The following is a 25196-nucleotide window of genomic DNA, read 5'->3' on the forward strand; positions in this document are numbered from 1 at the left end:
CCGCGCCGCGGCGGCACGGTCCGCCCGGGCCGTCGCGTCGGACCTGTGGTGCACGCCAGTCATCGGTGGTATGCCGGAACCTTCGGCCGTCGTCACCGAGGAGTCGCCGTGAGCGCGTCCTGGACCTCCCGCCGTCTGGCCGCGCTCGCCGCGGCTGCCGCCCTCGTCGTTGCCGGCGGCGCGACCCCCGCCTCCGCGCACCCCCGACCAGCCGACAAGGTGCCCGTCGCCGTCGGGACCGGCGGGGCCGTCGCGACGGTGGACGCCGACGCGACCCGCGTCGGGCTGGACGTGCTGCGCCGGGGCGGGAACGCGGTCGACGCCGCCGTCGCGGCCGCGGCGACCCTGGGGGTCACGGAGCCGTTCTCGTCCGGCATCGGGGGCGGCGGCTTCTTCGTCTACTACGACGCCGCGACCGGACGGGTCCGGACGATCGACGGCCGGGAGACCGCGCCGCAGGCGATGCAGGCGGACGCGTTCACCGAGGACGGCGTGGCGCTGCCGTTCGCCGAGGCCGTCACGTCCGGGCTGTCCGCCGGCGTGCCCGGGACACCGGCCACGTGGGAGACCGCGCTGCGCCGCTGGGGCACCCTCGACCTGCGCTCCGCGCTGCGCGGGGCGACGCAGGTCGCGCGGCGCGGGTTCGTCGTGGACCGGACGTTCGCGGACCAGGTCGCGCAGAACTCCGCGCGCTTCGCCGCGTTCCCCTCGACCGCGCGCCTCTACCTCCCGGGCGGCGCGGTGCCGGAGGTCGGGTCGCGGCTGCGCAACCGCGACCTCGCCGACACCTACGACCTGCTCGCACGGCACGGCTCCCGGGCGCTGTACACGGGGCCGCTGGCGCGCGACATCGTCCGCACCGTGCAGCGCCCGCCCGTCGCGGCCGACAGCACGCTCGACGTGCGGCCGGGGCTGCTCGAGCTGCGCGACCTCGCGGCGTACCGCGCGATCCTGCGCGAGCCGACGCACGTGCGCTACCGCGGCCTGGACGTGTTCTCGATGGCACCGCCGTCGTCCGGGGGCTCGACCGTCGGCGAGGCGCTCAACATCCTCGAGACGAGCGACCTGGGCGCGCTGCCCGCCGTCCAGGCGCAGCACCGCTACCTCGAGGCGAGCGCCCTCGCGTTCGCGGACCGCAACCGGTTCGTGGGCGACCCGGCGTTCGTCGACGTGCCGCTGCGCGAGCTGCTGTCCGACGGGTTCGCCGCCGAGCGCGCGTGCCTCGTCGGCGCGACGGCCGCGACGAAGCCCGTCGCGCCGGGCTCGCCGGACGGGGACTACGCGGGCTGCCCCGCGCCGGGCACCGCCGGGCGCGCCGGCTCCGACGGCCAGTCGACGACGCACCTCACCACCGCCGACCGGTGGGGAAACGTCGTGTCGTACACGCTGACGATCGAGTCGCTGGGCGGCAACGGCATCGTGGTGCCGCACCGTGGGTTCCTGCTCAACAACGAGCTCACGGACTTCAACTTCACGGACACGCAGGGCGGCCACGACCCGAACCTGCCCGGGCCAGGCAAGCGCCCGCGCAGCTCCATGGCGCCGACGATCGTGCTGTCCCACGGCCGGCCGGTGCTGGCGGTCGGCTCGCCCGGCGGCGCGTCGATCATCACCACGGTCCTGCAGGTTCTCGTCAACCGCGTCGACCTCGGGATGGACCTTCCCGCAGCGATCGCCGCCCCGCGCGCCTCGCAGCGCAACAGCCCGTCGGTCCAGGCCGAGCCGGCGTACCCGCGCGCGGCGCTCGCGGCGCTCGGGCACACGTTCACGGACACGCCCGAGATCGGCGCGGCCACCGGGATCGAGCTCCTGCGCGACGGCCGGCTGCTCGCCGCGGCCGAGCCGGTCCGCCGCGGCGGCGGCAGCGCGGGCGTCGTGCGCGAGCGCGGCCCGCACGGCGGCTAGGGGCACGCACCCCGCGCCACCCGTGCGGCCCGACCAGGGCCGCACGGGTGGCACTGGTCGTGGCGTGGCCCGGGGGCGCCTATGCTGCGCAGGACGACGCCCGATGGACGAGGAGGCCTCATGGCCGCGACGTCGGGCCGTGTGGCCGACTCGGACGACGCCGTCCTCCCGGCGCCGGCAGGTGCTCCTGAGACGATGGCCGCGCAGGCGGACCGGGTGCGGTGGCAGCTCGCCGTGACCGCCGGCGGCGTGGGCACCTTCGACTGGGACCTGCTCACGGGCCGCCTGGACTGGGACGACCTCCTGCTCGAGCTGTTCGGCCTGGAGCGCCACGCGTTCGGGGGCACGATCGAGGCGTTCAACGCCGCCCTGCACCCGGACGACATCCCCCGCGTCACGGACGCGCTCCGGGACGCCGTCGCGACGTGCTCCGCGTACGTCGCCGAGTACCGCGTCGTGCGCCCGGACGGCACGGTGCGCTGGGTGAAGGCGCGCGGGGTGGCGCTGCCCGGCCCCGACGGCCGCGCGCAGCGCGTGCTCGGCGCGGCGTACGACACGACGGTCGAGCGCGAGGGCGACGCGCGGGTCCAGCGGCTGCTGGAGACGATGACGAACGCGTTCTTCCTGCTCGACCGCGACTGGCGGTTCGCGCTGCTCAACACCGCCGCGGAGAAGATGCTGCAGGCGCCGCGCGCCGAGCTGCTCGGCCGCGTGGTGTGGGACGCGTTCCCGGCCGCCAAGGACTCGCCGTTCGAGGAGCAGTACACCGGAGCCGTCCGCGACGGCCACGCGCGCGCCTTCGAGGCGTACTACCCGGCTCCGCTCGAGCGGTGGTACGACGTCCGCGCCTGGCCGGGCCCGGACGGCCTGTCCGTGTTCTTCGACGACGTGACGGCCCGACGGGCCGCCGAGCACGAGGCGCGCTCCGCGCGGGCGTCCGCGGAGGCGGCGTCGCGTCGCCTCTCGATCCTGGGGGCGCTCGGCGACGACCTCAGCTCGACGCTGGAGACGGAGGAGGCCGTCGCGCGGCTTGCCCGGCACCTCGTCCCGGCGTTCGGCAGCTGGTGCCTCATCACGCTGTCCGAGGACCAGCGGCACCTGCGGGACATCGGGAGCTGGCACGCCGACGCCCGCCTGCGCGCCACGGTCGAGCGGTACGCGGCGCTGCGGATCGACTCTCTCGCGCCCACCTCCTACCTGTTCGAGGCGCTGCGCACCGGCCGGCTCGTCCCCGTGCCGGACGCGACCGAGTCGATCACCTCGGTGCTCAGCGGGCACGCGCGCGACGTGCTGCACGAGCTGGCCCCCCGGACCGCGTACGCCGTGCCGCTGCGGGCGCGGAACCGGACCGTCGGCGCCATGACGCTGTTCCTCGACGCCGACCACCCCGACCTGGACGACGACGACCTCGGCCTGCTCGTGCAGCTGGCCGACCGCGCGGGGCTGGCGCTCGACAACGCCCGGCTGTACCAGCGTCAGCGGGAGATCGCGGTGACGCTGCAGCGCTCGCTGCTGTCGTCGCCCGCGCAGCCGGCGGGGCTCGACGTCGTCGTCCGCTACGTGGCCGCCGCGGAGGTGGCCCAGGTCGGCGGCGACTGGTACGACTCCTTCGTCCAGCCGTCGGGCGCGCCCATGCTCGTCATCGGCGACGTGATGGGGCACGACACCCCGGCCGCCGCCTCGATGAGCCAGCTGCGCACGCTCCTGCGGGGGGTCGCGCAGACCGCCGTCACCTCCCCCGCCCAGACGCTCACGGCCCTCGACACCGCGGCCGTGGCGCTGTCCGTGGACGCGATGGCGACGGCGGTCGTCGCCCGGCTCGAGGACGCGGACCCGGCCGACGGCGGTGCCCGGCGCCTGGTCTGGTCGAACGCGGGCCACCTCCCGCCGGTCCTGCTGCTGCCCGACGGCGGAGTGGAGGAGCTCGTCGGCGAGGGCCCCGGGCTGGTGCTCGGCCTCGACCCCCGGGCGCCGCGGTCGGACAGCTCCCGGCCGGTGCCCCCCGGCTCGGTCGTGCTGCTGTACACCGACGGCCTGGTCGAGCGGCGCGGGGAGCACCTGCGCACCGGCATCGAGCGGCTGCTCGCCACGGTGCGCGACGCGGCACGCGGCGGCGTGCGGTCGCGGGGCGACCTGGACGCGCTCGTCGACGAGGTGCTCGCGCGGCTGAGCAGCCCCGAGCCGGGCGACGACGTCGCAGTCCTCGCGTTCCGCCTCGCCGACGAAGCGGATGCCTGAGCCCGGACCCCTGCCGGCGTCGCTCGCGCGCGTCTGGTCCCGAGCGCCGCGGTGGGTCGCGGCGTCCCTGGCGTCCCTGGGCGTGCTGGTCGGCGTCCTGCTCGTCCTGCACCCCTTCACGTCGCTCGCGGTGCTGCTCCTGCTCGTCGTGGTGGGGCTCCTCGCCGACGCGCTGACGACCGCCCTCGCCGCGCCGCGGCCGTCCGGGTGGGCGCTGCGCGTCACGTCGCGTCTCGCGGCCGCGGTGGCCCTGGCCGCGTGGCCGGCGCCGTCGGTCCGGGTGCTCGCCGTGGTCGTCGGGGGCGTGCTCGTCGTGGACGGCGTCACGGACGTGCTGCGCGCCGTCCGCCCCGGCCAGCCGGCGGGCTGGCACCTGGCCGTGCACGGCCTCGCCACGGTGCTGCTGGGGCTCGTCGCCCTGGCCTGGCCGGACGTGACGGTGGTCGTCGTCGCGGTCGCGTTCGGTGCCGCGACCGTCGTGCTGAGCGCCCGGCAGCTGCGAGGGGCCCGGCAGCCGGAGAACGCCGCTCGCCGTCCCCCGCGCCCGCGCCCCGCCTGGCGCCGGCACGCGGGCGTGGTGGCCGAGCTGGTAGGAGCGCTGGCGCTCGTGCTGCTCGGCGCCGCGCTGGCGCGGGCGACCCCGGTGCCCGACGCCTTCTACGCGGCGCCCGCGCGACCGCCCGCCGCCCCGGGCGCCCTCCTGCGGGCCGAGCCGTTCGTGCGGGACGTGCCGGACGGCGCCCGCGCCTGGCGCATCCTCTACACGACGACCCGGGACGAGGGCGTGCCGGCCGTCGCGAGCGCGATCGTCGTGACCCCGGAGCGTCCCGGCGGGCCGACGCCCGTCGTCGCGTGGGCGCACGGCACGACGGGGGCGGCCGAGGGGTGCGCGCCCTCGCTCCTCGACGACCCGTTCGAGGCGGGCGCCCTGTTCGTGCTGGACCGGGTCGTCGCCGAGGGCTGGACTCTCGTGGCCACCGACTACACCGGGCTCGGGACCGCCGGCCCCCACCCGTACCTGATCGGGCAGGGCGAGGCCCGCTCGGTCCTCGACTCGGTGCGGGCGGCTCGCGCGCTCGACGGCGTGCGTCTGACCGGCGACACGGTCGTGTGGGGGCACTCGCAGGGCGGGCACGCCGCGCTGTGGACCGGGCAGCTGGCCCCGGCGTACGCGCCGGACGTCCCGCTCGTCGGGGTGGCGGCCCTGGCGCCCGCGGCGAACCTCCCCGCGCTGGTCGAGCGGCTGGACGACGTGCGCGCCGGCGGGATCTTCGCGTCGTACGTGATCTCGGCGTACTCGGCGGCCTACCCCGACGTCGACGCGTCCGTCGTGCGCCCGACGGCGCGCCTCGTCGTGCAGGAGATGGCGGGTCGGTGCCTGGGCGAGCCGGGCGTGCTCGTGTCGGTCGTGACGGCGCTCGCGCTCGACCGGGACGTCTGGCACCGCGACCCGACGACCGGGGCGCTCGGCGCCCGGCTGCGGGAGAACGTGCCGGCCGGGCCGTCGGGGGTGCCTCTGCTCGTCGCGCAGGGAGGCGCCGACAGCCTCGTGCTGCCCGCGGGCCAGGACGAGTGGGTGGCCGCACGCTGCTCGTCCGGCGGCTCCGTCGACTACCGCACCTATCCCGGCCGCGGGCACGTCGAGCTGGTCGAGGCCGGCTCCCCCGCCGTGACCGAGCTGGTCGCCTGGACCCACGACCGGCTCGCGGGCGCCTCCCCTCGTGACACCTGCTGACGCCCCGGGCGACGCGGGTGCGCCCCGCACGGGGACCGTCCGCGTGGGATCAGGCCCGGGCGCGTCCCCGGCGCTAGGTTCGGGGCGTGCCTCCTCGCCGTCCGACCCCGCCGGCGCCGGCGGAGGGCGACTACCGCGAGGTGCGGCACCGCCGCGGGCTGCTCGACGTCCGCGCGATCGTGCTGTGGCTCGCCGTCGTCGTGGCGGGCCTGGGTTTCGCGACCGTCGCCAGCGGCACCATGTCCGGGCTCGCCGACGACGTGCGCGCCGGTGCGGGCCGCCTGCCCCACCCGCTGTTCACCGTTGTCCTCGTGGTGGTGCAGGTCGTCTACCTCGCGGTGCTGACGGTGACGCCGCTCGTCCTGGTGGTGCTGCGGCGCTGGGGCCTGCTCGCCCGCGGCGCGCTGGCGCTCCTGCTCGCGCCGACAGCCTTCGCGCTGGTGGGCCTGCTGCCCGCCGTGCGCTCGTCCGCACCCGTCGCGCCCCAGGGCGAGGACCTGCTGCGCCTCGTGCGCGTGGACTGGCCGCCGACGTCGGCGCTCGCGTCCGCGACCGCGCTGACCGTCGCGACGACCGGGCGCCTGCCCCGCCGCTGGCGCCGCGCGGCCTGGACGCTGCTCGTCGCCCTCGTCGTGCTCCGGGTGGTGACCGCCTCGTCGGCGCCGCTGGACGTGGTGCTCGCGGTCGGCGTCGGCGGGACGGTCGGAGCCGCGCTGACGCTCGCCCTCGGCCGCACCGAGCAGGAGCTCACCCCGACCGGGGTCCGGCGCGTGCTCGAGGGGGCCGGCATCGAGGTGCTGGACCGCCCCGTCGAGCGCGAGGCCGCCGTCCCGACGCTCCTCGTCGCGACGGGCGAGGGCCCGGTCGAGGTGCGCGTCCACAGCGACGACCGGTGGCGCGGGCAGCTGGGCAAGACGTACCGGCGCCTGCGCTGGCGGGACGTGGGCGACGACGTCGCGGCGCGGACCCCGACGCAGGCGGTGGCCGCCGAGGCCGCGGTGCTGCTGCTGGCCGGCTCCGGGGGGTGCGCGTGCCCCGGGTCCGGGCGGTCGCCCGCGCGCCGCGCGGCGAGGCCGTCCTCGCGGTCGAGGCGCCCGAGCTGCTGCCGCTCGACGAGGTCGACGAGCTCGACGACCGGACGCTCGACGAGGCCTGGCGGCAGGTCGCGCTCCTGCGGGCCGCGCGGGTCGCGCACCGGGACCTGCACCTCGGCGTCCTGGGGGTGGACGGCCGCGGCGAGGTGTGGCTGACCGGGCTCGAGGACGGCCTGCCCGCGGCGGACGACGCCACGCTCGGCTGGGACGTCGCGGAGCTGCTGGCGTCCTCGGGCGTCGTCGTCGGGCCGCAGCGGGCCGTCGCGGCGGCGGTGCGCGCGCTCGGGCCGGACGTCGTCGCCGACGCGCTCCCCCGGCTCGTCCCCGCCGGCCTGTCGTCGCACACGCGCGGCGCGCTGCGGGCCACGCCCGACGGCGTCGCGCCCGTCGTCGCGGAGGTCGTGCGCGTCACCGGCGCCGACGAGCCCGACGTGGAGACCGTCGCCCGGTTCCGGCCCCGCACGCTGGTGACCGCGGCGCTCCTCGTCGTGGCGATGTACTTCCTGGCGCCCCAGCTCGTCGACCTGCCCACCACGCTGCGGCAGCTCGACGGCGTCAGCTGGTGGTGGGTGCCCGCCGTGCTCGCCGCCTCCGCCGCGACCTACGTCGGCGCCGCGCTCGGGCTCGCGGGCGGCACGCCCGGCCGCGTCCCGGTCGGCCAGGCCGGCGCGGTGGCCCTCGCCTCGTCGTTCGTCGCGACGTTCTCGCCGCCGGGCGTGGGCCAGGTCGGGCTCAACATCCGCTACCTGCAGAAGCGCGGCTACCCGACGCCGGTCGCCGTCTCCGCCAGCGCCGCCAAGGAGGCCGCGGTCCTCGTGGCGCACCTGGTCCTCCTCGTCACGTTCGCCGTGCTGGCCGGCTCGAGCGGGGCGCTCTCGCAGGAGCTGGACCGCCTGCCGCCCGGGCACGTCGTCGCGGGCGTCGGAGGCGCGGTGCTCGCGGTCGTCGGCGTCGCGCTGGTCGTGCCGCGCGTGCGCGCGCTCGTGCGGGACCGGCTCGTCCCCGCCGTCCGGGCCTCGGTCGACGCCATGCGCGAGGTCGCACGCAGCCCCCTCAAGCTCGTCATGCTGCTCGGCGGCGTGACGCTCCTGCCGCTGGGCTTCGCCGCCTGCCTGTGGTTCTCCGTGGAGGCGCTGGGCGCCCACGCCGGCTTCGTCCCCGTCGCGCTCGTCTCGCTGACCGCCGGCGCGGTCGCCACCGCGGCGCCGACGCCCGGCGGCCTCGGCGCGGTCGAGGCGGTCCTCCTCGGGGCGCTCACCGGCATCGGCGTCGCGTCGGGCACCGCCCTCGCGGCCGTGCTGCTCTACCGGCTCGCGACGTTCTGGCTACCGATCGCGCCAGGCGCGCTCGCGTTCCGGTCGCTCACCCGCCGGTCCGTCCTGTAGCGGTCCCTGGGGCGCCGGGCGCCCCGGTTCCGGCACGGCGACGTCGTCGAAGACGTCCGCCAGCGCGTGCAGGTAGGCGACGAGCGGCCGGCGGGCCTCCGCCGGGACGGCACGCGCGGCGTCCGCCATGCCGGCGTGCATCGGCGTCAGCCGCTCGCGGATCTCGTCGTGCGCGTGCGGGGTGGCGACGAGGCGGACGGCTCGCCGGTCGTCCGGGTCCTGCTCGCGGCGCAAATGACCTGCGGCCACGAGGCGGTCGACCAGCTTGACCGTCGAGGCCGTCGTGATGCCGAGCCGGTGCGCGACGTCGTGCGGGTGGACGGCGCGACCGGCGCGCTCCCCCGCCACCACGACCTGCAGCGCGGCGAGGTCGCGGACGTTCATGCCCATGCCGGCACTCGTCCGGCGGCGCATCGCCTCGTCGGCCCGGCGCAGGCGGCGCACGGCCTCGAGCACGTCCGTCACCGACGGGTCGTCGGCGTACCAGTAGGACGGGCCCTCGCTCACCGGTCGATCCTAGGGCCAACATTCACTAGTCTGGCTAGCGATCGGGGATCTGACCCCGCCTTCGACGACAGGGAGCCCCCGTGCACGACGAGGTCGTCCTCCTCGCCCCCGACGGGCAGCCCGTCGGCACGGCGCCGCGCGGCACGGTGCACGGGTCCCGGACCCCGCTCCACCTGGCCTTCTCGTGCCACGTCACCGACGAGCGCGGCCGGCTGCTGGTGACGCGGCGCGCGCTCGGCAAGCGCAGCTGGCCCGGCGTCTGGACGAACGCGTTCTGCGGCCACCCGCTGCCCGGGGAGACCCTGCCCGACGCCGTCGCCCGCCGCGCCCGCGACGAGCTCGGCGCCGAGGTCACCGACCTGCACCCGTGGCTCCCCGACTTCCGCTACGAGGCGGTGGACGCGCACGGCGTCCACGAGAACGAGGTGTGCCCCGTCTGGGGCGCACGGCTGCAGGGCGACCTCGACCCCCACCCCGACGAGGTCGCCGACCACCGCTGGGTCGAGCCGGCGGACCTCGCCCGCGCGCTCGACGCGACGCCGTGGGCGTTCAGCCCCTGGCTCGTGCTGCAGGCGCGCGAGCTCACCGCCGCGGGACGCTGGGCGCCCGCCGAGGCCAGGACGGCCTGAGTGCGCGCCCTGGACGCGGTCCTCGGGGCACCCGGGCAGGCACCCGCCTCCGGCGCCGAGTTCCGTGCGCTGGCCGAGACGCTGCGGATGAGCGTCGGCGGCGGGCGTGGGCTCCGTCCCCGGCTGGTCCGTGCGTCCTACGCCGCCTTCGGCGGCACCGACGACGCGCTCGCCGGCGCGCTGGCCGACGCGGTCGAGCTCCTGCACACGGCGTTCCTCGTCCACGACGACGTGCTCGACGGCGACGAGGTGCGCCGCGGCCGGCTCAACACCATCGGGGCGTTCCGCCGCCGCGCCGACCACCAGGGTGCCGAGCCGACCGCCGCGGCCGCGTACGGCGACGCCGCGGGCATCCTCGCGGGCGACCTCGCGCTCGCGGGGGCCGTCGCGGCGGTGGGCGGGCTCGACGTCGACGCCCCCGCGCGGGCCGAGCTCCTCGCCCTGGTGCTCACGAGCATCCGCACCACCGCCGACGGCGAGCTGGCGGACGTCCACCACGGGCTCGGGATGCGCGTGCCCACGCTCGACGAGGCCCTCGCCACCGCCGAGAACAAGACCGCCGCGTACACGTTCCGGCTGCCGCTCGTCGGTGGCGCCCGGCTCGCCGGCCCGCTCACCCCGAGCACCCTGGCGCGGCTCGAGCTGCTGGCACGGCACCTGGGCCTCGCCTTCCAGCTCGCCGACGACCTCGACGGGGTGTTCGGCGACCCCGCGGTCACCGGCAAGAGCCGGCTCGGCGACCTGCGGGAGGGCAAGCGCACGCCGCTGCTGTGCCACGCGAGCACGACGCCCTCCTGGGCGCGCATCGCGCCGCTCGTGGGCGACCCGGCTCTGGACGAGGACCGGGCCGCGCTCGTGCGCACCGAGCTCGAGGCGGCCGGCTCGCGCCGCTTCGTGGAGGACCTCGCCCACCGTCATCTCGACGACGCGCTACGGCTCGCCGACGCCCTCGGGCTCGCCGACGCCGTGCGCGACGTGCTGGACCTGCCCTCACCCGCGGTGGTGGCGGCAGCCTCCTGAGCCCTCCCTGCGCCGGTGGTGTCCAGCAGCGGGCACCGCGGCCGGCCGAGGGGGTGCCGGCGGGTGTCGAGCAGCGGCACGGCCGTCGGCCGAGGACGGGACGACGACGGGCGCGCACCCCGCAGGGTGCGCGCCCGTCGTCGGAGCCCGTCGGCGTCAGGCGACGCGGCCGCCCGAGGCGTTCTCGTCGTCGCCGATCTTGTGCACGACGATCGAGTTCGTCGACCCGACGACGCCCACCGGCGTGCCGGCGACGACCACGACGTAGTCGCCGATCTCGGCCAGGCCGTTGGCGCGCAGCGTCGAGTCCACCTGGCTCACCATCTGGTCGGTGTCCTCGACCTTCGGCACCTGGTACGTCTGCACGCCCCAGCTGAGCGAGAGCCGGTTGCGCACCGACTCGACCGGCGTGAACGCCAGCAGCGGGATCGCGGAGCGCAGGCGGGACATGCGGCGGGCCGAGTCGCCGGACTGCGTGAACGTCACCAGGTACTTGGTGCCGAGCGCCTCGCCGATCTCCGCGGCGGCACGCGTGATGGCCCCACCACGGGTGTGCGGCGTCGAGCCGAGCGGAGCGATGCGCTCGCGGCCGAGCTCCTCGGTCGCCTCGATGATCCGGGCCATCGTCCGGACCGTCTCGATCGGGTACGCACCCACGCTCGTCTCGCCGGACAGCATGACCGCGTCGGCCCCGTCCAGGACGGCGTTCGCGCAGTCGGACGTCTCGGCGCGCGTCGGGCGCGGGTTCGTCGTCATGGACTCGAGCACCTGCGTCGCCACGATGACGGGCTTGGCCATGCGGCGGGCCATCTCGACGGCGCGCTTCTGGACGAGCGGCACCTGCTCCAGCGGCAGCTCGACGCCCAGGTCGCCGCGGGCGACCATGATGCCGTCGAACGCGGCGATGATCTCGCTGAGGTTCTCGACCGCCTGCGGCTTCTCGATCTTGGCGATGACCGGGACGACCCGGCCCTCCTCCTCCATGATCTCGCGCACCCGCTCGTAGTCGGCCGCGTTGCGGACGAACGACAGCGCGATGAAGTCGCAGCCCTGGGCGAGGCCCCAGCGCAGGTCCGTCTCGTCCTTGTCGCTCAGCGCCGGCACGGACACCGCGACGCCCGGCAGGTTGAGACCCTTGTTGTTCGAGACCGGGCCGGGGACCTCGACGCGCGTCACGACGTCGTTGCCCTCGACGGCCACGACGCGCACGAGCACCTTGCCGTCGTCGATGAGGATCGGGTCGCCGGGGCTGACGTCACCCGGCAGGCCCTTGAACGTCGTGGAGACGCGCTCCTTGGTGCCGTCGATGTCGTCGGTCGTGATCGTGAAGGTGTCGCCCACGGCGAGGTCGTGCTTGCCCTCGACGAACCGGCCGAGGCGGATCTTCGGACCCTGCAGGTCGACGAGGACCGCGACGGAACGACCGGACGTCTGCGCCGCCTGGCGGACGTTCGCGATGACCTTGGCGTGCTCCTCGGGCTCACCGTGGCTGCGGTTGATGCGAGCCACATCCATGCCGGCGTCCACCAGGGCCTGGATCTGATCGAGCGACTCCGTCGCGGGACCCAGGGTGCAGACGATCTTTGCTCTACGCATGACGACGAGCCTATGCCTTTCGAGTGGAACTTCTCGGGGTACGAAGTCCCCGGGAAGCGGTGCCCCGGGGCGGTAGTGCTCAGGGACGCATCGCCACCGTGGACGCCGTGACCGGTGCGGGGAGCTCGGTGCTCCCCGACAGGTACGTGTCGACGGCGGCCGCTGCCGCTCGTCCCTCCGCGATCGCCCAGACGACGAGGGACTGCCCTCGTCCGGCGTCACCGGCGACGAACACGCCGGGCACCGTGGTGGCGAAGTCGTCGCTGCGCCGCACGGTGCCGCGCTCCGTGAGCTCGACCCCCAGCTGGGCGGTGAGCGCCGACGTCTCCGGGCCGGTGAAGCCCATCGCGACGAGCACGAGGTCCGCGGGGATCTCACGCTCGGTGCCGGGGGTCGGCACGCGCCGGCCGTCCGGGAGGTACTGGGTGACCGCGAGGCGCAGGCGCTCGACCTTCTCCTCGCCCACGAACTCGACCGTCGAGGCGAGGTAGGCGCGCTCGCCGCCCTCCTCGTGCGAGCTCGACACCTCGAACAGGATCGGGTCCGTCGGCCACGGCTGGTGCGCGGGGCGCTCCTGCGGCGGCCGCTTGCCGATCGCGAGGGTGGTGACGGACGCGGCGCCCTGCCGCAGCGCGGTGCCGAGGCAGTCGGAGCCCGTGTCGCCGCCGCCGATGATGACGACGTGCTTGCCCTCGGCCGTGATCTGGCCGGGCACGGGCTTGCCGGCCACGACGGCGTTCGCCTGGTGCAGGTACTCCATCGCGGGGTGCACGCCGGCGAGGTCGTTGCCGGGCACCCGCAGCTCGCGCGGGACGGTCGCGCCCGTCGCGACGACGATCGCGTCGTAGCGCGCCTGCAGCTGCTCCCAGGTGACGTCGCGGCCGATCTCGACGCCCGGCCGGAACCGGGTGCCCTCGGAGGACATCTGCTGCAGCCGGCGGTCGATGTGCAGCTTCTCGAGCTTGAAGTCCGGCACGCCGTAGCGCAGCAGGCCGCCGATCTCGTCGTCCCGCTCGTACACGGCGACCGTGTGGCCCGCACGCGTCAGCTGCTGCGCGGCGGCGAGCCCGGCGGGGCCCGAGCCCACCACGGCGACCGTGTGACCGGTGAGGCGCTGCGGCACCTGCGGGTGCACGAAGCCGCGGTCGAACGCCTCGTCGATGATCGAGACCTCGACGTTCTTGATCGTCACGGGCGGCTGGTTGATGCCCAGCACGCAGCTCGACTCGCACGGCGCCGGGCAGATCCGACCGGTGAACTCGGGGAAGTTGTTCGTCGCGTGCAGCCGCTCGATCGCGTCGGACCACTGCCCGCGCCACACGAGGTCGTTCCACTCCGGGATGAGGTTCCCGAGCGGGCAGCCGTTGTGGCAGAACGGGATGCCGCAGTCCATGCAGCGGCCGGCCTGCTCCTTGAGGAACGGCTGGCCGGCCTCGCGGTGGGCGTGCACGTCCTTCCAGTCGCGCAGCCGCACCTCGACGGGGCGGTTCGGCGGCAGCTCGCGCTCCCGCACCTTCAGGAACCCGCGGGGGTCAGCCACGCGCCACCTCCAGGATCTGGTCCCACACGCCGGGGCGCGACGGGTCGAGGCCGTCGGCCTCGGCCTGCGCGAGCGCCTTGCGCACGCGGGCGTACTCGGTGGGCATGAGGCGCGTGAACCGGCCGCGTACGGCGGCCCAGTCCTCGAGCAGCTGCCCGGCGACCGGGGAGCCGGTCTCGTCGTGGTGCCGTCGGACGAGCTGCTCGATGAGCGCCGCGTCCTGGTCGTCGAGCGGCTCGAGGGCGAGCTCGCCGCTGCGCACCGCGTCGGTGTTGACGAGCGCCGGGTCGAGGTCGAGGACGTACGCCGTCCCGCCCGACATGCCGGCGCCGAAGTTGCGCCCGGTCCGGCCGAGGACGAGCACGGTGCCGCCCGTCATGTACTCGCAGCCGTGGTCGCCCACGCCCTCGACGACGAGCGTCGCGCCGGAGTTGCGCACCCCGAACCGCTCGCCGACCAGGCCGCGCAGGAAGATCGCGCCGCTCGTCGCGCCGTAGCCGATGACGTTGCCCGCGATGACGTTCTGCGGGCTCGACAGGACGGCGTTGCGGTCCGGCCGCACGACGACGAGGCCGCCCGACAGGCCCTTGCCGAGGTAGTCGTTCGCGTCGCCGTACAGGCGCAGCGTGACGCCCGACGGCAGGAACGCGCCGAACGACTGCCCCGCCGACCCGGTGAGCTCCACCTCGATCGTGCCCTCGGGCAGACCGGCGCCGCCGAAGCGCTTGGTGACCTCGTGGCCGAGCATCGTGCCGACGGTGCGGTTGACGTTGCGGACCGGCAGCGAGATCCGCACCGGCTCGCGCCGCTCGAGCGCGTCCTGCGCGAGCGCCACGAGCTGGTTGTCGAGCGCCCGCTCCAGGCCGTGGTCCTGGTCGCGCACGTGGTGCAGCGCGGAGCCGGGCGCCGGCTCGGGCACGGCCAGGACGGGGGCCAGGTCGAGGCCCTCCGCCTTCCAGTGGTCCACCGCCGCTCGGGTGTCGAGCACCTCGACGTGGCCGACGGCCTCCTCGATCGAGCGGAAGCCCAGCTGGGCGAGCAGCTCGCGCACCTCCTGCGCGATGAACTCGAAGAACGTCACGACGAACTCGGGCCGGCCCGTGAACCGCGCCCGCAGCTCCGGGTTCTGGGTCGCGACGCCGACCGGGCAGGTGTCGAGGTGGCAGACGCGCATCATGACGCAGCCCGAGACGACGAGCGGCGCGGTCGCGAAACCGAACTCCTCGGCCCCGAGGAGCGCGCCCACCACGACGTCCCGGCCGGTCTTGAGCTGGCCGTCCACCTGCACGACCACGCGGTCGCGCAGGTCGTTGAGGACGAGCGTCTGCTGCGTCTCGGCGAGCCCGATCTCCCACGGGGTGCCCGCGTGCTTGAGCGACGTCAGCGGGCTCGCGCCCGTGCCGCCGTCGTGCCCCGAGATCAGCACCACGTCGGAGTACGCCTTGGCGACGCCCGCCGCGATGGTCCCGACGCCGAACTCGCTCACGAGCTTGGTGTGGATCCGCGCGCGGGGGTTGGCGTTCTTCGCGTCGTGGATGAGCTGCTTGAGGTCCTCGATCGAGTAGATGTCGTGGTGCGGCGGCGGCGAGATCAGCCCCACGCCGGGCGTCGAGTGCCGCGTGCGCGCGACCCACGGGTACACCTTGTGACCCGGGAGCTGGCCGCCCTCGCCGGGCTTGGCGCCCTGCGCGAGCTTGATCTGGATGTCGTCCGCGTTCGTCAGGTACTCGCTCGTGACGCCGAACCGGCCCGACGCGATCTGCTTGATGGCCGACCGCCGCCGCGGGTCGTGCAGGCGCTCCGGGTCCTCGCCGCCCTCGCCGGTGTTCGACTTGGCGCCGAGCTCGTTCATCGCGATCGCGAGCGTCTCGTGCGCCTCGGCCGAGATCGAGCCGTAGGACATCGCGCCCGTCGAGAACCGCTTGACGATCTCGCTCACCGGCTCGACCTCGTCGACCGGCACCGGCGGCCGCAGGCCGTCCTTGAACGTGAGCAGGCCGCGCAGCGTCATGAGGCGCGACGACTGGTCGTCCACGCGGTTCGTGTACTGCTTGAAGATGTCGTACTGCCGCGTCCGCGTGGAGTGCTGCAGGCGGAACACCGTCTCCGGGTCGAACAGGTGGTCCTCGCCGTCGCGGCGCCACTGGTACTCGCCGCCGATCGCGAGGCGCTGGTGCGCCTGGCGGTTGCCGGAGGCGGGGTACGCGTCGGCGTGCCGGGCGGCGACCTCGGCCGCGATGACGTCGAGGCCGATGCCGCCCAGCCGGCTCGTCGTGCCGGTGAAGTACCGCTCGACGAGCGCGTGCGAGAGCCCGACCGCCTCGAACACCTGCGCGCCACGGTAGGACGCGATCGTCGAGATGCCCATCTTGGACATGACCTTGAGGACGCCCTTGCCGAGCGCCTTGATGAGGTGCGCGACCGCCTTCTCGGGCCCGACGCCCGGCAGGTAGCCGCTGCGCGCCAGGTCCTCGACGGTCTCCATCGCCAGGTACGGGTTCACCGCCGCGGCGCCGTACCCGATGAGCAGCGCCACGTGGTGCACCTCGCGCACGTCCCCCGCCTCCACGACGAGCGAGATCTGCGTGCGGGTGTGCCGGCGCAGCGTGTGGTGGTGCACCGCCGAGAGCAGCAGCAGCGACGGGATCGGCGCGAGGTCGGCGTCCGAGTTGCGGTCCGAGAGGATGACGAAGCTCGTCCCGTCCTCGATCGCGCGGTCGACCTCCGCGAAGATCTCCTCGAGCCGGGCCTGCAGCGCCTCTCCCCCGCCGGCGACCGGGTACAGGCCGCGGATCGTCGTCGAGCGGAAGCCGTGCCGTGGCTCCTTGGCGACGTGGACGATCTTGGCGAGCTGGTCGTTGTCGAGCACCGGGAACGGCAGGATCAGCTTGCGGGCGTGCTCCGGGCCGTCCTCGAGCAGGTTCGGCTCCGGGCCGATCGCGCCGCCGATCGACGTCACGAGCTCCTCGCGGATCGCGTCGAGCGGCGGGTTCGTCACCTGGGCGAACATCTGCGTGAAGTAGTCGAAGAGCAGCCGCGGCCGCGTCGAGAGCACGGCGACGGGCGTGTCGGAGCCCATCGCGCCGAGCGGCTCCGCGCCGGTGGCGGCCATGGGCGTGAGCAGGACCTTGAGCTCCTCCTCCGTGTACCCGAACGCCCGCTGGCGCCGGCGGACGGAGGCGGCGGAGTGCGCCACGTGCTCGCGCTCCGGCAGCTGCTCGAGGAAGACCGAGTTCTCCTGGACCCACTGCGCGTACGGCCGCTGCGCCGCGAGCTGCGCCTTGATCTCGGAGTCCTCGACGATCCGCCCCTGGCCGGTGTCGACGAGGAACATGCGACCCGGCTCCAGGCGGCCCTTCGCGACGACCGTCGCCGGGTCGAGGTCCAGCACGCCGGCCTCGGACGCGCAGACGACGAGGCCGTCCTCGGTCACCCAGTACCGGCCCGGCCGCAGCCCGTTGCGGTCCTGCACGGAGCCGATGAGCGTGCCGTCGGTGAACGTCATCGCCGCCGGGCCGTCCCACGGCTCCATGAGCGTCGAGTGGTACTCGTAGAACGCGCGCCGGTCGGGGTCCATCTGGGCGTGGTTCTCCCACGCCTCGGGGATCATCATCATCACCGCGTGCGGCAGCGACCGGCCCGCCAGGTGCAGCAGCTCGAGCACCTCGTCGAAGCTGCCGGAGTCCGACCCCCGCGGGGTACAGACGGGCAGCAGCGGCGCCAGGTCGCCGATGGCCTCGCTGCGCAGCGTGCCCTCGCGCGCCGCGACCCAGTTGCGGTTGCCGCGGACCGTGTTGATCTCGCCGTTGTGCGCGATGAGGCGGAACGGCTGGGCCAGCGGCCACGACGGGAAGGTGTTCGTCGAGAACCGGGAGTGCACCAGCGCGATCTCGGTCGCGTACCGGGGGTCCGAGAGGTCCGCGAAGAACGGCTCGAGCTGGCCCGGCGTCAGCATGCCCTTGTAGGTGAGCGTGCGCGACGAGAGCGACGCGAAGTACGTGCCGAGCTCGCGCTCGGCGCGGCGGCGCAGCCGGAACGCCCGGCGGTCGAGGTCGATGCCCGCGAGCTCGCGCGACGGGTCGGCCACGACGAGCTGGCGGAACACCGGCATCGAGGCCTGGGCCGTCGGCCCGACGAGGTCGGCGGTGACGACGACGTCGCGCCAGGCGAGGACGTCGAGCTTCTCCTCCGCGGCGATCGCCTCGACGCCCTGGACGACGCGCGCGCGCTCGTCCGCGTCGACCGGCAGGAACGCCATGCCGATGGCGTACGACCCGACGGGCGGCAGGTCCGCGTCGACGACGTCGCGCAGGAACGCGTCCGGGATCTGGGTGAGGATGCCGGCGCCGTCACCGCTGTCCACCTCGGCCCCCACCGCACCGCGGTGGTCGAGGTTGAGCAGGGCCGTCAGGCCGGCGTCGACGATGTCCCGCCCGGGCGTGCCGCGCAGGGTCGCGACGAACGCGAAGCCGCACGCGTCGTGCTCGGACGAGGGGTCGTAGAGACCGCCGGTCACCGAACCGTGCGTACCGGGGTGTGCGGGCGTCGCCGACATCTGCACCGTCCTCACGTGCCGCGACGGGGGCGTCGAGGCATGGCAACGAACTGGGGGAAAGGTGGGACGTCGTCGGCCCGAGTGTGGCGACGATACAGCCCGTTAACATGGCGGGTCATCACGCACCACGTGGAGTGGCTCACACCTGCTCACGGTCAGCGAGCGAGGTCCGAAGCCCCTTCCTCGTCGTCCTGCGTGGCGGGGGGTTCCAGCAGGAGGGTCGTGTCGCGACCGGGATGGCGGCGGCCGACCACCACGAACGCTACCAGCGCGCCGAGGAACGCCAGGATGGACGTCCAGACGTTGATCCGCAGCCCGAGGAAGCCGTGCGCCGGGTCGATCCGCAGCATCTCGATCCAGAGCCGGCCGGACGTGTAGACCATGACGTAGAGCCAGAACACGCGGCCGTGGCCGAGCTTGAAGCGCCGGTCCGCCCAGACGAGCAGCGCGGCGCCCGCGAAGTTCCACACCATCTCGTAGAGGAACGTCGGGTGGTAGAGCGTGCCCGCCGGGTCACCCTGCGGCCGGTGCGCGTCGTCGATCTCGAGCCCCCACGGCAGGGTGGTGGGGCCGCCGAACAGCTCCTGGTTGAACCAGTTGCCGAGCCGGCCGATGCCCTGCGCGACGAGCAGCCCCGGCGCCAGCGCGTCGGCGAACGGCGCGAGCCGCACGCCCTGGCGGCGTGCGCCGATCCAGGCGCCGACCGCGCCGAGCGCCACCGCGCCCCAGATGCCGAGGCCGCCCTCCCAGATGGCGAACGCCTTCCACGGGTCGCCGCCCGCACCGAAGTACGCGTCCGGGGACGTGATGAGGTGGTACAGCCGGCCGCCGACGATGCCGAACGGCACCGCCCAGAACGAGATCTCGAGGACCGTGTCGGGGTCGCCGCCGCGCTCCGCCCACCGGCGCCGCGAGATCCACAGCGCGACGAGGATGCCGGCGAGGATCGCCAGCGCGTAGGCGCGCAGCGGCACCGGGCCGAGGTACCAGACCGACTGGCCGGGGCTCGGGATCGACGCGGCCAGGGCCGCCGCCACGCCGCTCACGCCTGACCTCCTCGCGCCTCGCGGACGCCGGCCGCCAGGTCGGCCGCGAGGCCGGCCAGCGCCCGGCGGCCCGCAGCCGGGTCCTCCGCCTCGAGCAGCAGCCGGACGAGCGCCGAGCCCACGATGACGCCGTCCGCGTACCGGCCGACCTGCGCGGCCTGCTCGCGCCGCGACACGCCCACGCCGACGCACACGCGGGCCGCGCCCGCCGCCCGGGTGTCGGCGACGAGCTGCTCGGCGCGTGCGCCCACGGTCGCCCGCTCCCCCGTGACGCCCATCGTCGACGCGGCGTAGACGAACCCGCGCGAGGCGGCGGCCGTCGAGGCGAGGCGCTCCGGGGTCGAGCTCGGCGCGACGAGGAACACCCGGTCGAGGCCGTGCGCGTCGGAGGCGGCCCGCCAGTCCGCGGCCTCGTCGGGGATGAGGTCGGGCGTGATCAGCCCGGCGCCGCCCGCGGCGGCGAGGTCGCGCGCGTAGGCCTCGACGCCGTAGCGCAGGACGAGGTTCCAGTACGTCATGACGAGCACGGGGACGCCGAGGTCCGCCAGCTGCTCCACCGCGGTGATCGTGTCGCGGACGCGCGTGCCGCCGCCGAGAGCGACGTCCGCCGCGCGCTGGATCACCGGCCCGTCCATCACGGGGTCGCTGTACGGCATGCCGAGCTCGACGACGTCGACGCCCGCGTCGACCATCGCCCGCACGGCGTCGACGGACCCCGCGAGGGTCGGGAAGCCGACCGGGAGGTAGCCGACGAGCGCCGGACGGCCCTCCTCGGCGAGCGCGTCGAGGCGCGCACCGGTCGTGGACACGACGGTCGTCGTCACAGCTGCTCGCTCTCCTGGGTCTGCACCACGGGCTCGTCCTCGATCAGGCCGAACCACGCCGCCGCCGTCGCCACGTCCTTGTCGCCGCGGCCCGACAGGTTCACCAGCAGCACCGGCTCGTCGGACCAGCCACGCGCCTCGCGCCCGAGCTGGATCGCCCCGGCGAGGGCGTGCGCGGACTCGATGGCCGGGATGATGCCCTCGGTCCGGCACAGCAGGCGGAAGGCGTCCATCGCCTCGGTGTCGGTCACGGGGCGGTACTGCGCGCGCCCGATGTCGTGCAGCCACGCGTGCTCGGGCCCGACGCTCGGGTAGTCCAGCCCCGCCGAGACCGAGTGGCTCGGCAGCGTCTGGCCGTCGTCGTCCTGCAGCAGGTACGACTTCGCCCCGTGCAGCACACCCGGCGCGCCGCCGGAGAAGCGCGCAGCGTGCCGGCCGGACGCGACGCCCTCGCCGCCGGCCTCGAAGCCGAACAGCCGCACGTCGGGGTCGTCGAGGAACGCGTTGAAGATGCCCATCGCGTTCGAGCCGCCGCCGACGCACGCCGCCACCGCGTCGGGCAGCCGGCCGATCTCGTCGAGGAGCTGCGCACGCGCCTCCTCGCCGATGATCTTGTGGAAGTCGCGCACCATCTCGGGGAACGGGTGCGGGCCGGTCACGGTGCCCAGCAGGTAGTGCGTCGTCTCGACGTTCGCGACCCAGTCGCGCAGCGCCTCGTTGATCGCGTCCTTGAGCGTGCGGGTGCCGATCGTCACCGGGACGACCTCCGCGCCGAGCAGCTGCATCCGGGCGACGTTGAGCGCCTGGCGGCGCGTGTCCTCCTCGCCCATGTAGATCGTGCAGTCGAGGTCCAGCAGCGCCGCCGCGGTCGCCGTCGCGACGCCGTGCTGGCCCGCGCCCGTCTCGGCGATGACACGCCGCTTGCCCATCCGCTTCACCAGCAGCGCCTGGCCGAGGACGTTGTTGATCTTGTGCGAGCCGGTGTGGTTGAGGTCCTCGCGCTTGAGGAACACGCGCACGCCCTCGCCGACGTGCTGCGCGAACCGCGCGACCTCCGTGAGCGGGCTCGGGCGCCCGGTGTACGTCCGGTGCAGCCGGGCCAGCTCCCGGCCGAAGGCGGGGTCGGTGAGGGCCTTGTGGTACTCGGTGTCGAGCTCGTCCAGCGCCGCGATCAGCGCCTCCGGGACGAAGCGGCCGCCGAAGTCACCGAAGTAGGGGCCCTGGTGGGCGCCGAGCGGACCGCCGGCCTGCAGGACGTCGCGCAGGTCGGGCGAGCTCGCCGGGCCGCCGACGGTGGGGCGTCCGCTCACTGGCGCACCGCCCGCAGCGACGGGTGCGCGCCCGCGGCGACGAGGTCGGCCACGGACTGGCGCGGGGCGTCGTCGGTGACGAGCGCCTCGCCCACGAGGACGGCGTCGGCGCCGGCGCGCGCGTAGTCCATGACGTCGTGCGGGCCGCGCACACCGGACTCGGCGACCTTGACGACGTCGGACGGGATGGCCGGCGCGACCCGGGCGAAGGTGCCCCGGTCGACGTCGAGCGTCTTGAGGTCGCGGGCGTTGACGCCGATGACGCGGGCGCCCGCGTCGACCGCACGCGCCACCTCCTCGGTGTCGTGCACCTCGACGAGCGCCGTCATCCCGAGCGAGTGCACCCGCTCGACGAGCGACTCGAGCACCGTCTGCTCGAGCGCGGCGACGATGAGCAGCACGAGGTCCGCGCCGTGCGCGCGCGCCTCCCACACCTGGTACGGCGTGACGACGAAGTCCTTGCGCAGCACCGGGATGTCGACCCGCGCGCGCACCGCGTCCAGGTCCGCCAGCGAGCCGTTGAAGCGGCGCTGCTCGGTGAGCACGGAGATGACGCTGGCGCCACCCTTCTCGTACTCGGCCGCGAGCGACGCCGGATCGGTGATCGGCGCCAGCGAGCCGCGGCTCGGGCTCGACCGCTTCACCTCGGCGATCACCGTCACGGCGTCCTCGAGCCGCAGCCGGCCCAGGCACTCGATCGCCGACGGGCGCCGCTGGGCCTTCTCCTTGAGCTCCGCCAGCGGCACCGCCGCCTCCCGGACGGCGAGGTCCTCCCGGACGCCCGCGACGATGTCATCGAGCACCGTCACCGACACTCACCCCGCTCCCCGCTGCGCGCCCGCGCTCGACTCGGCACGGGCTGGTTCGTCCGACCCATCGTAGAGGGGCCCGCTCGTGACCCCGGACACAGCCCGGAAGGTGGGACGAACCGTCCCTGCCGAGGCCCCGGCCCGCGTGCCTCGCGCCCGTGCGTCAGCGCCGCGGCGTCACGGCCCGAGCACGCCCCCGGTGGCCGGCAGGTTGCGCAGCAGACCGAACACGACCGTGACCGCCAGCAGCACGACGCCCAGCACGGGTGGCACGCGCACCGGGCGACCCGCCCGCCGGCGGACCGCCCACGCGAGCCACGCCGCGACCACCAGCGGCACGAGGGCCACCCACAGCGGGTTCGACGCCCACGCACCCGCCACGTCGCCGTGCAGCAGGTCCCACGTCGCCCGCAGGCCGCCGCACGCCGGGCACGCCCAGCCGGTGAGCGCCAGGGACGGGCACAGCCCCCAGCTGCCGGGCCGGTGCGGGTCGCGGACCGCGACGAGCGCCAGCGCCCCGGCGACGGCCGCCGCGACCGTCGCGGGCGGGGTCCACCAGGCCGCCCGGTCGCCGGCGGCCCTGGCGTCCCTGCGCTGCACGCCCGAGCCCCGCGCGATCGTCAGGTGGAGCCGGTCAGTACGAGTACGAGTCGTACCCGGTCGAGGAGAACGCCCCGACGGCGAGCAGCACGCCGAAGAGCAGGACGCCGGCGACGCTCAGGCCGACGGCCACCCACCCCAGCACGAGTCCGGCCGTCGCCATGCCGCGGTTGTTCGCGCGTCCCTCGTCGGCGGCGCGCTGCGCCTTGCGGCCGAGGATGATCGCCGGGATCCCGGTGAGGAACATGCAGGACAGCACGAACGACGCGATGCCCAGCACCAGCGCCCAGATGCCCAGGTCGTTCTTCTCGGTCGACCCGAAGCCCGGCTGCGCGTACGGGTACGGCGACCCGTACTGCGGCGCCCCGTACTGCGGCTGGGCGGCGCCGTACTGCGGTGACCCGTACTGCGGTGACCCGTACTGGGGAGCGCCGTACTGCGGCGCTCCGTACTGCGGCGACCCGTACTGCGGCCCGCCCTCGTGCGGCTGCCCGGACGGAGCCCCCGCGGCACCCTGCTCCGGCCCCGAGGGCTGCGCTCCGGCGCCCGGCGACGACGGGGACGCGGGCTGGGCGCCGCCGTCACCGCCCGTGGGCGCGGCGTACGGGTCGTGGGGCTCGGAGGTCGACATGCTGCTCCATCGGTCGGTCACGGACGGGACGGCGCACCGGCCGTCCGGCCGCCGGGGCTCATGGTGCCAGCCACGGGGCCAGCACAGGCACGTTGCGCGCCACCCAGTACACGCAGATCGCCACGAGCACCCCCCAGATCACCCAGGCGGGTGCCAGGCGGGCCCGTGGCGCGCCCGTGGCGGCGCGGCGCCACCAGGCCAGCCCCGACAGCACGAGGTACGGCACGGCCAGCACGAGCGCGGGGTTCATCCCCCACGCCCCCGCGACGTCGAGGTGCGCGAGGTCGTGCACCGCGCGCAACGAGCCGCAGCCCGGGCAGTACAGGCCGGTGAGCCACAGGAACGGGCACGTCGGGTAGTGCCCCGGCTCGTGCGGGTCGACGGTGGCCACGACGAGGACCCCCGCCAGCGCGACCGTCGTCGCGGCGAGCGGCGCGGCCACGCGGCGCAGCAGCCCGTGCCCGGACGCGGCAGCCGCCCCGGACCCGACGCCGGGGGCGTCGGTCGGGGCGGCTGCCGGGGTCACGTCGGAGGGGTCGGTCAGTAGCCGGTCGTGCTGCTCTGCGACAGGACGCCCGCGAAGACGAGGGCCAGGTAGATGCCGCCGACGACGACGCCGGCGATGGCGGACCAGATCGCGAACTTCTTCGCCTTGTCGGCGGAGGCCTGCGCGCCCGCGACGTCGCCCATCTGCCACTTCGAGTTCACCTGCGTCGAGAAGACGATCGACGCGATGCCGAGCGGCAGGCAGCACAGGACGGTCGAGAGGATCGCCCAGACGAGGTAGTTGTTCGGCGGCGGGCCGGCGGGCTGCTGGTAGCCACCCGCGGGGTACGGGCTCGCCGACGGCGGCGGGCCGTACTGCGAGCCGCCGTACTGCGGCGCGCCGTACTGGGGCGGCTGCGGGGAGCCGTACTGCGGCGCCTGCGGCGGCTGCTCACCCGAGCTGCCGGGCTCCTGCGGCGATCCGTAGGGGTTCTGCGGGTCGTTCGGCGTCGACATCGATCCTCCGAGGGGTACGGCCGGCGTGGCCGGTCGGGACACGACGCGACGGGAACGCGCCGAGTGGTGCGGGTCCTGCTGGCTCCGGGACGGTCAGTGGCCGCCGGAACGGGCCTGGCGCGCCTTCGTGGCCTCGCCGCCCTGGCCGTGGCCCGCGAGCCGCAGCAGGCCGCCGACGACGAGCCCCGCGACGATCACGCCGAGGCCGACCACGAACAGCGGGATCTGCGCCAGCGCGACCGCGACGGAGGCGACGAGGGCACCCACGAGGATCATCCACACGGTGACCCACGCGGCGGTCGTCTTGCCGTGGTTCGTCGGCGGGGCCGAACGGGGAAGGTTGACGGTCTCCGTCCGGGTCGCGTTCTGCGCGCGGTGCGCGAGCGAGCTGTCAGCCATGGGGATGGTGCCTTTCCTGGTGCGTCGCGATCACCCTAGCGGACCTGCCGCCGGCCCGACCGTCGTGGCCGCCTCCGCCGCGCACCGTGTCGGGCGGGCGGGCGGCGCCGGCCGTCACGACGGGTCGTCGCCGCGCGAGAGGGCGTCCCAGTCGTCGCGCTCGTCGGGCTCCGCCGCACCCGCCGCAGGACGAGCGGACGGCTGCTCGTGCCCCCGCGTCGACCCCCACGACCGCGACACCCGCACGAACCACACCGCGAGCAGCACGTCGAGGACCCCGACCGCCACGGCGGCCCAGGGCGCGACGCCGACCGTGACGGGCCCCGACCCGCCGACCCCCGTCGCGGCGAGCACCACGGGCCGGACGGCAC

21 protein-coding genes are annotated in these 25196 nt (G+C 75.3%); 7 read left to right on the top strand and 14 right to left on the bottom strand.

Going from position 1 to position 25196, the window contains the following annotated elements; all coding sequences use genetic code 11:
* Positions 1-108 precede the first annotated feature (108 nt).
* The 5 genes from ggt (at position 109) to HGCM_RS20490 (ending at position 8357) form a co-directional block, all read left to right on the top strand.
* The gene (gene ggt / locus HGCM_RS12990) at positions 109-1905 is read left to right on the top strand and encodes a gamma-glutamyltransferase (RefSeq protein WP_019137268.1); all 1797 of its coding nucleotides are present in this window, start codon (positions 109-111) and stop codon (positions 1903-1905) included.
* 120 nt (positions 1906-2025) lie between these two features.
* A complete protein-coding gene (locus tag HGCM_RS12995; RefSeq protein ID WP_019137269.1) occupies positions 2026-4143 on the top strand; it encodes a SpoIIE family protein phosphatase in 2118 nt (705 codons plus the stop codon).
* Complete coding sequence (locus tag HGCM_RS13000; protein ID WP_019137270.1) at positions 4136-5878, top strand: lipase family protein; 1743 nt, start codon at positions 4136-4138, stop codon at positions 5876-5878. Before HGCM_RS12995 ends, HGCM_RS13000 begins: the two co-directional genes overlap by 8 nt.
* An 86-nt stretch (positions 5879-5964) precedes the next feature.
* The gene (locus HGCM_RS20485; protein WP_026075465.1) at positions 5965-7128 is read left to right on the top strand and encodes a hypothetical protein; all 1164 of its coding nucleotides are present in this window, start codon (positions 5965-5967) and stop codon (positions 7126-7128) included.
* A gap of 338 nt (positions 7129-7466) precedes the next feature.
* A complete protein-coding gene (locus tag HGCM_RS20490; RefSeq protein WP_246119511.1) occupies positions 7467-8357 on the top strand; it encodes a lysylphosphatidylglycerol synthase transmembrane domain-containing protein in 891 nt (296 codons plus the stop codon).
* Here HGCM_RS20490 and HGCM_RS13015 read toward each other — a convergent pair.
* On the bottom strand, positions 8298-8864 hold the full coding sequence (locus tag HGCM_RS13015; RefSeq protein WP_019137272.1) for a MarR family winged helix-turn-helix transcriptional regulator: 567 nt from the start codon (positions 8862-8864) through the stop codon (positions 8298-8300). The genes HGCM_RS20490 and HGCM_RS13015 overlap by 60 nt on opposite strands.
* Positions 8865-8944: 80 nt before the next feature.
* On the opposite strand from HGCM_RS13015, the gene idi reads away from it, so the two are divergent.
* Both idi and HGCM_RS18285 read left to right on the top strand, forming a co-directional pair.
* Complete coding sequence (gene idi, locus HGCM_RS13020) at positions 8945-9493, top strand: isopentenyl-diphosphate Delta-isomerase (RefSeq protein WP_019137273.1); 549 nt, start codon at positions 8945-8947, stop codon at positions 9491-9493.
* A complete protein-coding gene (locus tag HGCM_RS18285) occupies positions 9494-10513 on the top strand; it encodes a polyprenyl synthetase family protein (RefSeq protein WP_019137274.1) in 1020 nt (339 codons plus the stop codon).
* Positions 10514-10669: 156 nt separating this feature from the next.
* Here HGCM_RS18285 and pyk read toward each other — a convergent pair whose 3' ends face one another.
* The 13 genes from pyk to HGCM_RS13090 all read right to left on the bottom strand — a co-directional run.
* Positions 10670-12109, bottom strand: coding sequence for a pyruvate kinase (gene pyk / locus HGCM_RS13030; protein ID WP_026075466.1), 1440 nt, complete (start codon positions 12107-12109; stop codon positions 10670-10672).
* Positions 12110-12188: 79 nt separating this feature from the next.
* Positions 12189-13649, bottom strand: a complete 1461-nt coding sequence (locus tag HGCM_RS13035) for a glutamate synthase subunit beta (RefSeq protein WP_019137276.1) — start codon at positions 13647-13649, stop codon at positions 12189-12191.
* Positions 13642-18204: a glutamate synthase large subunit gene (gltB, locus tag HGCM_RS13040; RefSeq protein WP_026075467.1), complete on the bottom strand. Its 4563-nt coding sequence runs from the start codon at positions 18202-18204 to the stop codon at positions 13642-13644. Before gltB ends, HGCM_RS13035 begins: the two co-directional genes overlap by 8 nt.
* A 155-nt stretch (positions 18205-18359) precedes the next feature.
* Positions 18360-19250, bottom strand: coding sequence for a prolipoprotein diacylglyceryl transferase (lgt, locus tag HGCM_RS13045; protein WP_019137278.1), 891 nt, complete (start codon positions 19248-19250; stop codon positions 18360-18362).
* Positions 19247-20074, bottom strand: coding sequence for a tryptophan synthase subunit alpha (gene trpA, locus HGCM_RS13050; RefSeq protein WP_019137279.1), 828 nt, complete (start codon positions 20072-20074; stop codon positions 19247-19249). Before trpA ends, lgt begins: the two co-directional genes overlap by 4 nt.
* Entirely contained in the window at positions 20071-21384 is a 1314-nt protein-coding gene (gene trpB, locus HGCM_RS13055) for a tryptophan synthase subunit beta (RefSeq protein ID WP_019137280.1), read from the bottom strand. Before trpB ends, trpA begins: the two co-directional genes overlap by 4 nt.
* Positions 21381-22193, bottom strand: a complete 813-nt coding sequence (gene trpC / locus HGCM_RS13060) for an indole-3-glycerol phosphate synthase TrpC (protein WP_026075468.1) — start codon at positions 22191-22193, stop codon at positions 21381-21383. The genes trpB and trpC overlap by 4 nt, the downstream gene beginning before the upstream one ends.
* A 177-nt stretch (positions 22194-22370) precedes the next feature.
* Positions 22371-22793: a DUF2752 domain-containing protein gene (locus HGCM_RS13065; RefSeq protein WP_019137282.1), complete on the bottom strand. Its 423-nt coding sequence runs from the start codon at positions 22791-22793 to the stop codon at positions 22371-22373.
* 34 nt (positions 22794-22827) lie between these two features.
* A complete protein-coding gene (locus HGCM_RS20550; protein ID WP_019137283.1) occupies positions 22828-23424 on the bottom strand; it encodes a DUF4190 domain-containing protein in 597 nt (198 codons plus the stop codon).
* 58 nt (positions 23425-23482) lie between these two features.
* A complete protein-coding gene (locus HGCM_RS13075) occupies positions 23483-23950 on the bottom strand; it encodes a DUF2752 domain-containing protein (RefSeq protein WP_019137284.1) in 468 nt (155 codons plus the stop codon).
* A 14-nt stretch (positions 23951-23964) separates the two neighbouring features.
* Positions 23965-24426 carry a CD225/dispanin family protein gene (locus HGCM_RS13080; RefSeq protein ID WP_019137285.1) on the bottom strand — a complete coding sequence of 154 codons (462 nt, stop codon included), beginning with the start codon at positions 24424-24426 and terminating at the stop codon, positions 23965-23967.
* A gap of 93 nt (positions 24427-24519) precedes the next feature.
* Positions 24520-24825 (bottom strand): HGxxPAAW family protein, encoded by a 306-nt coding sequence (locus HGCM_RS13085; RefSeq protein WP_019137286.1) that lies wholly within the window; start codon positions 24823-24825, stop codon positions 24520-24522.
* Between the two features lie 114 nt (positions 24826-24939).
* Positions 24940-25196, bottom strand: a 257-nt coding sequence (locus HGCM_RS13090) for a Trp biosynthesis-associated membrane protein (protein ID WP_040399111.1), incomplete at its 5' end; no start/stop codon positions are given.

This window comes from Cellulomonas massiliensis JC225 (genome assembly GCF_000312005.1).
Lineage (GTDB): Bacteria > Actinomycetota > Actinomycetes > Actinomycetales > Cellulomonadaceae > Cellulomonas > Cellulomonas massiliensis.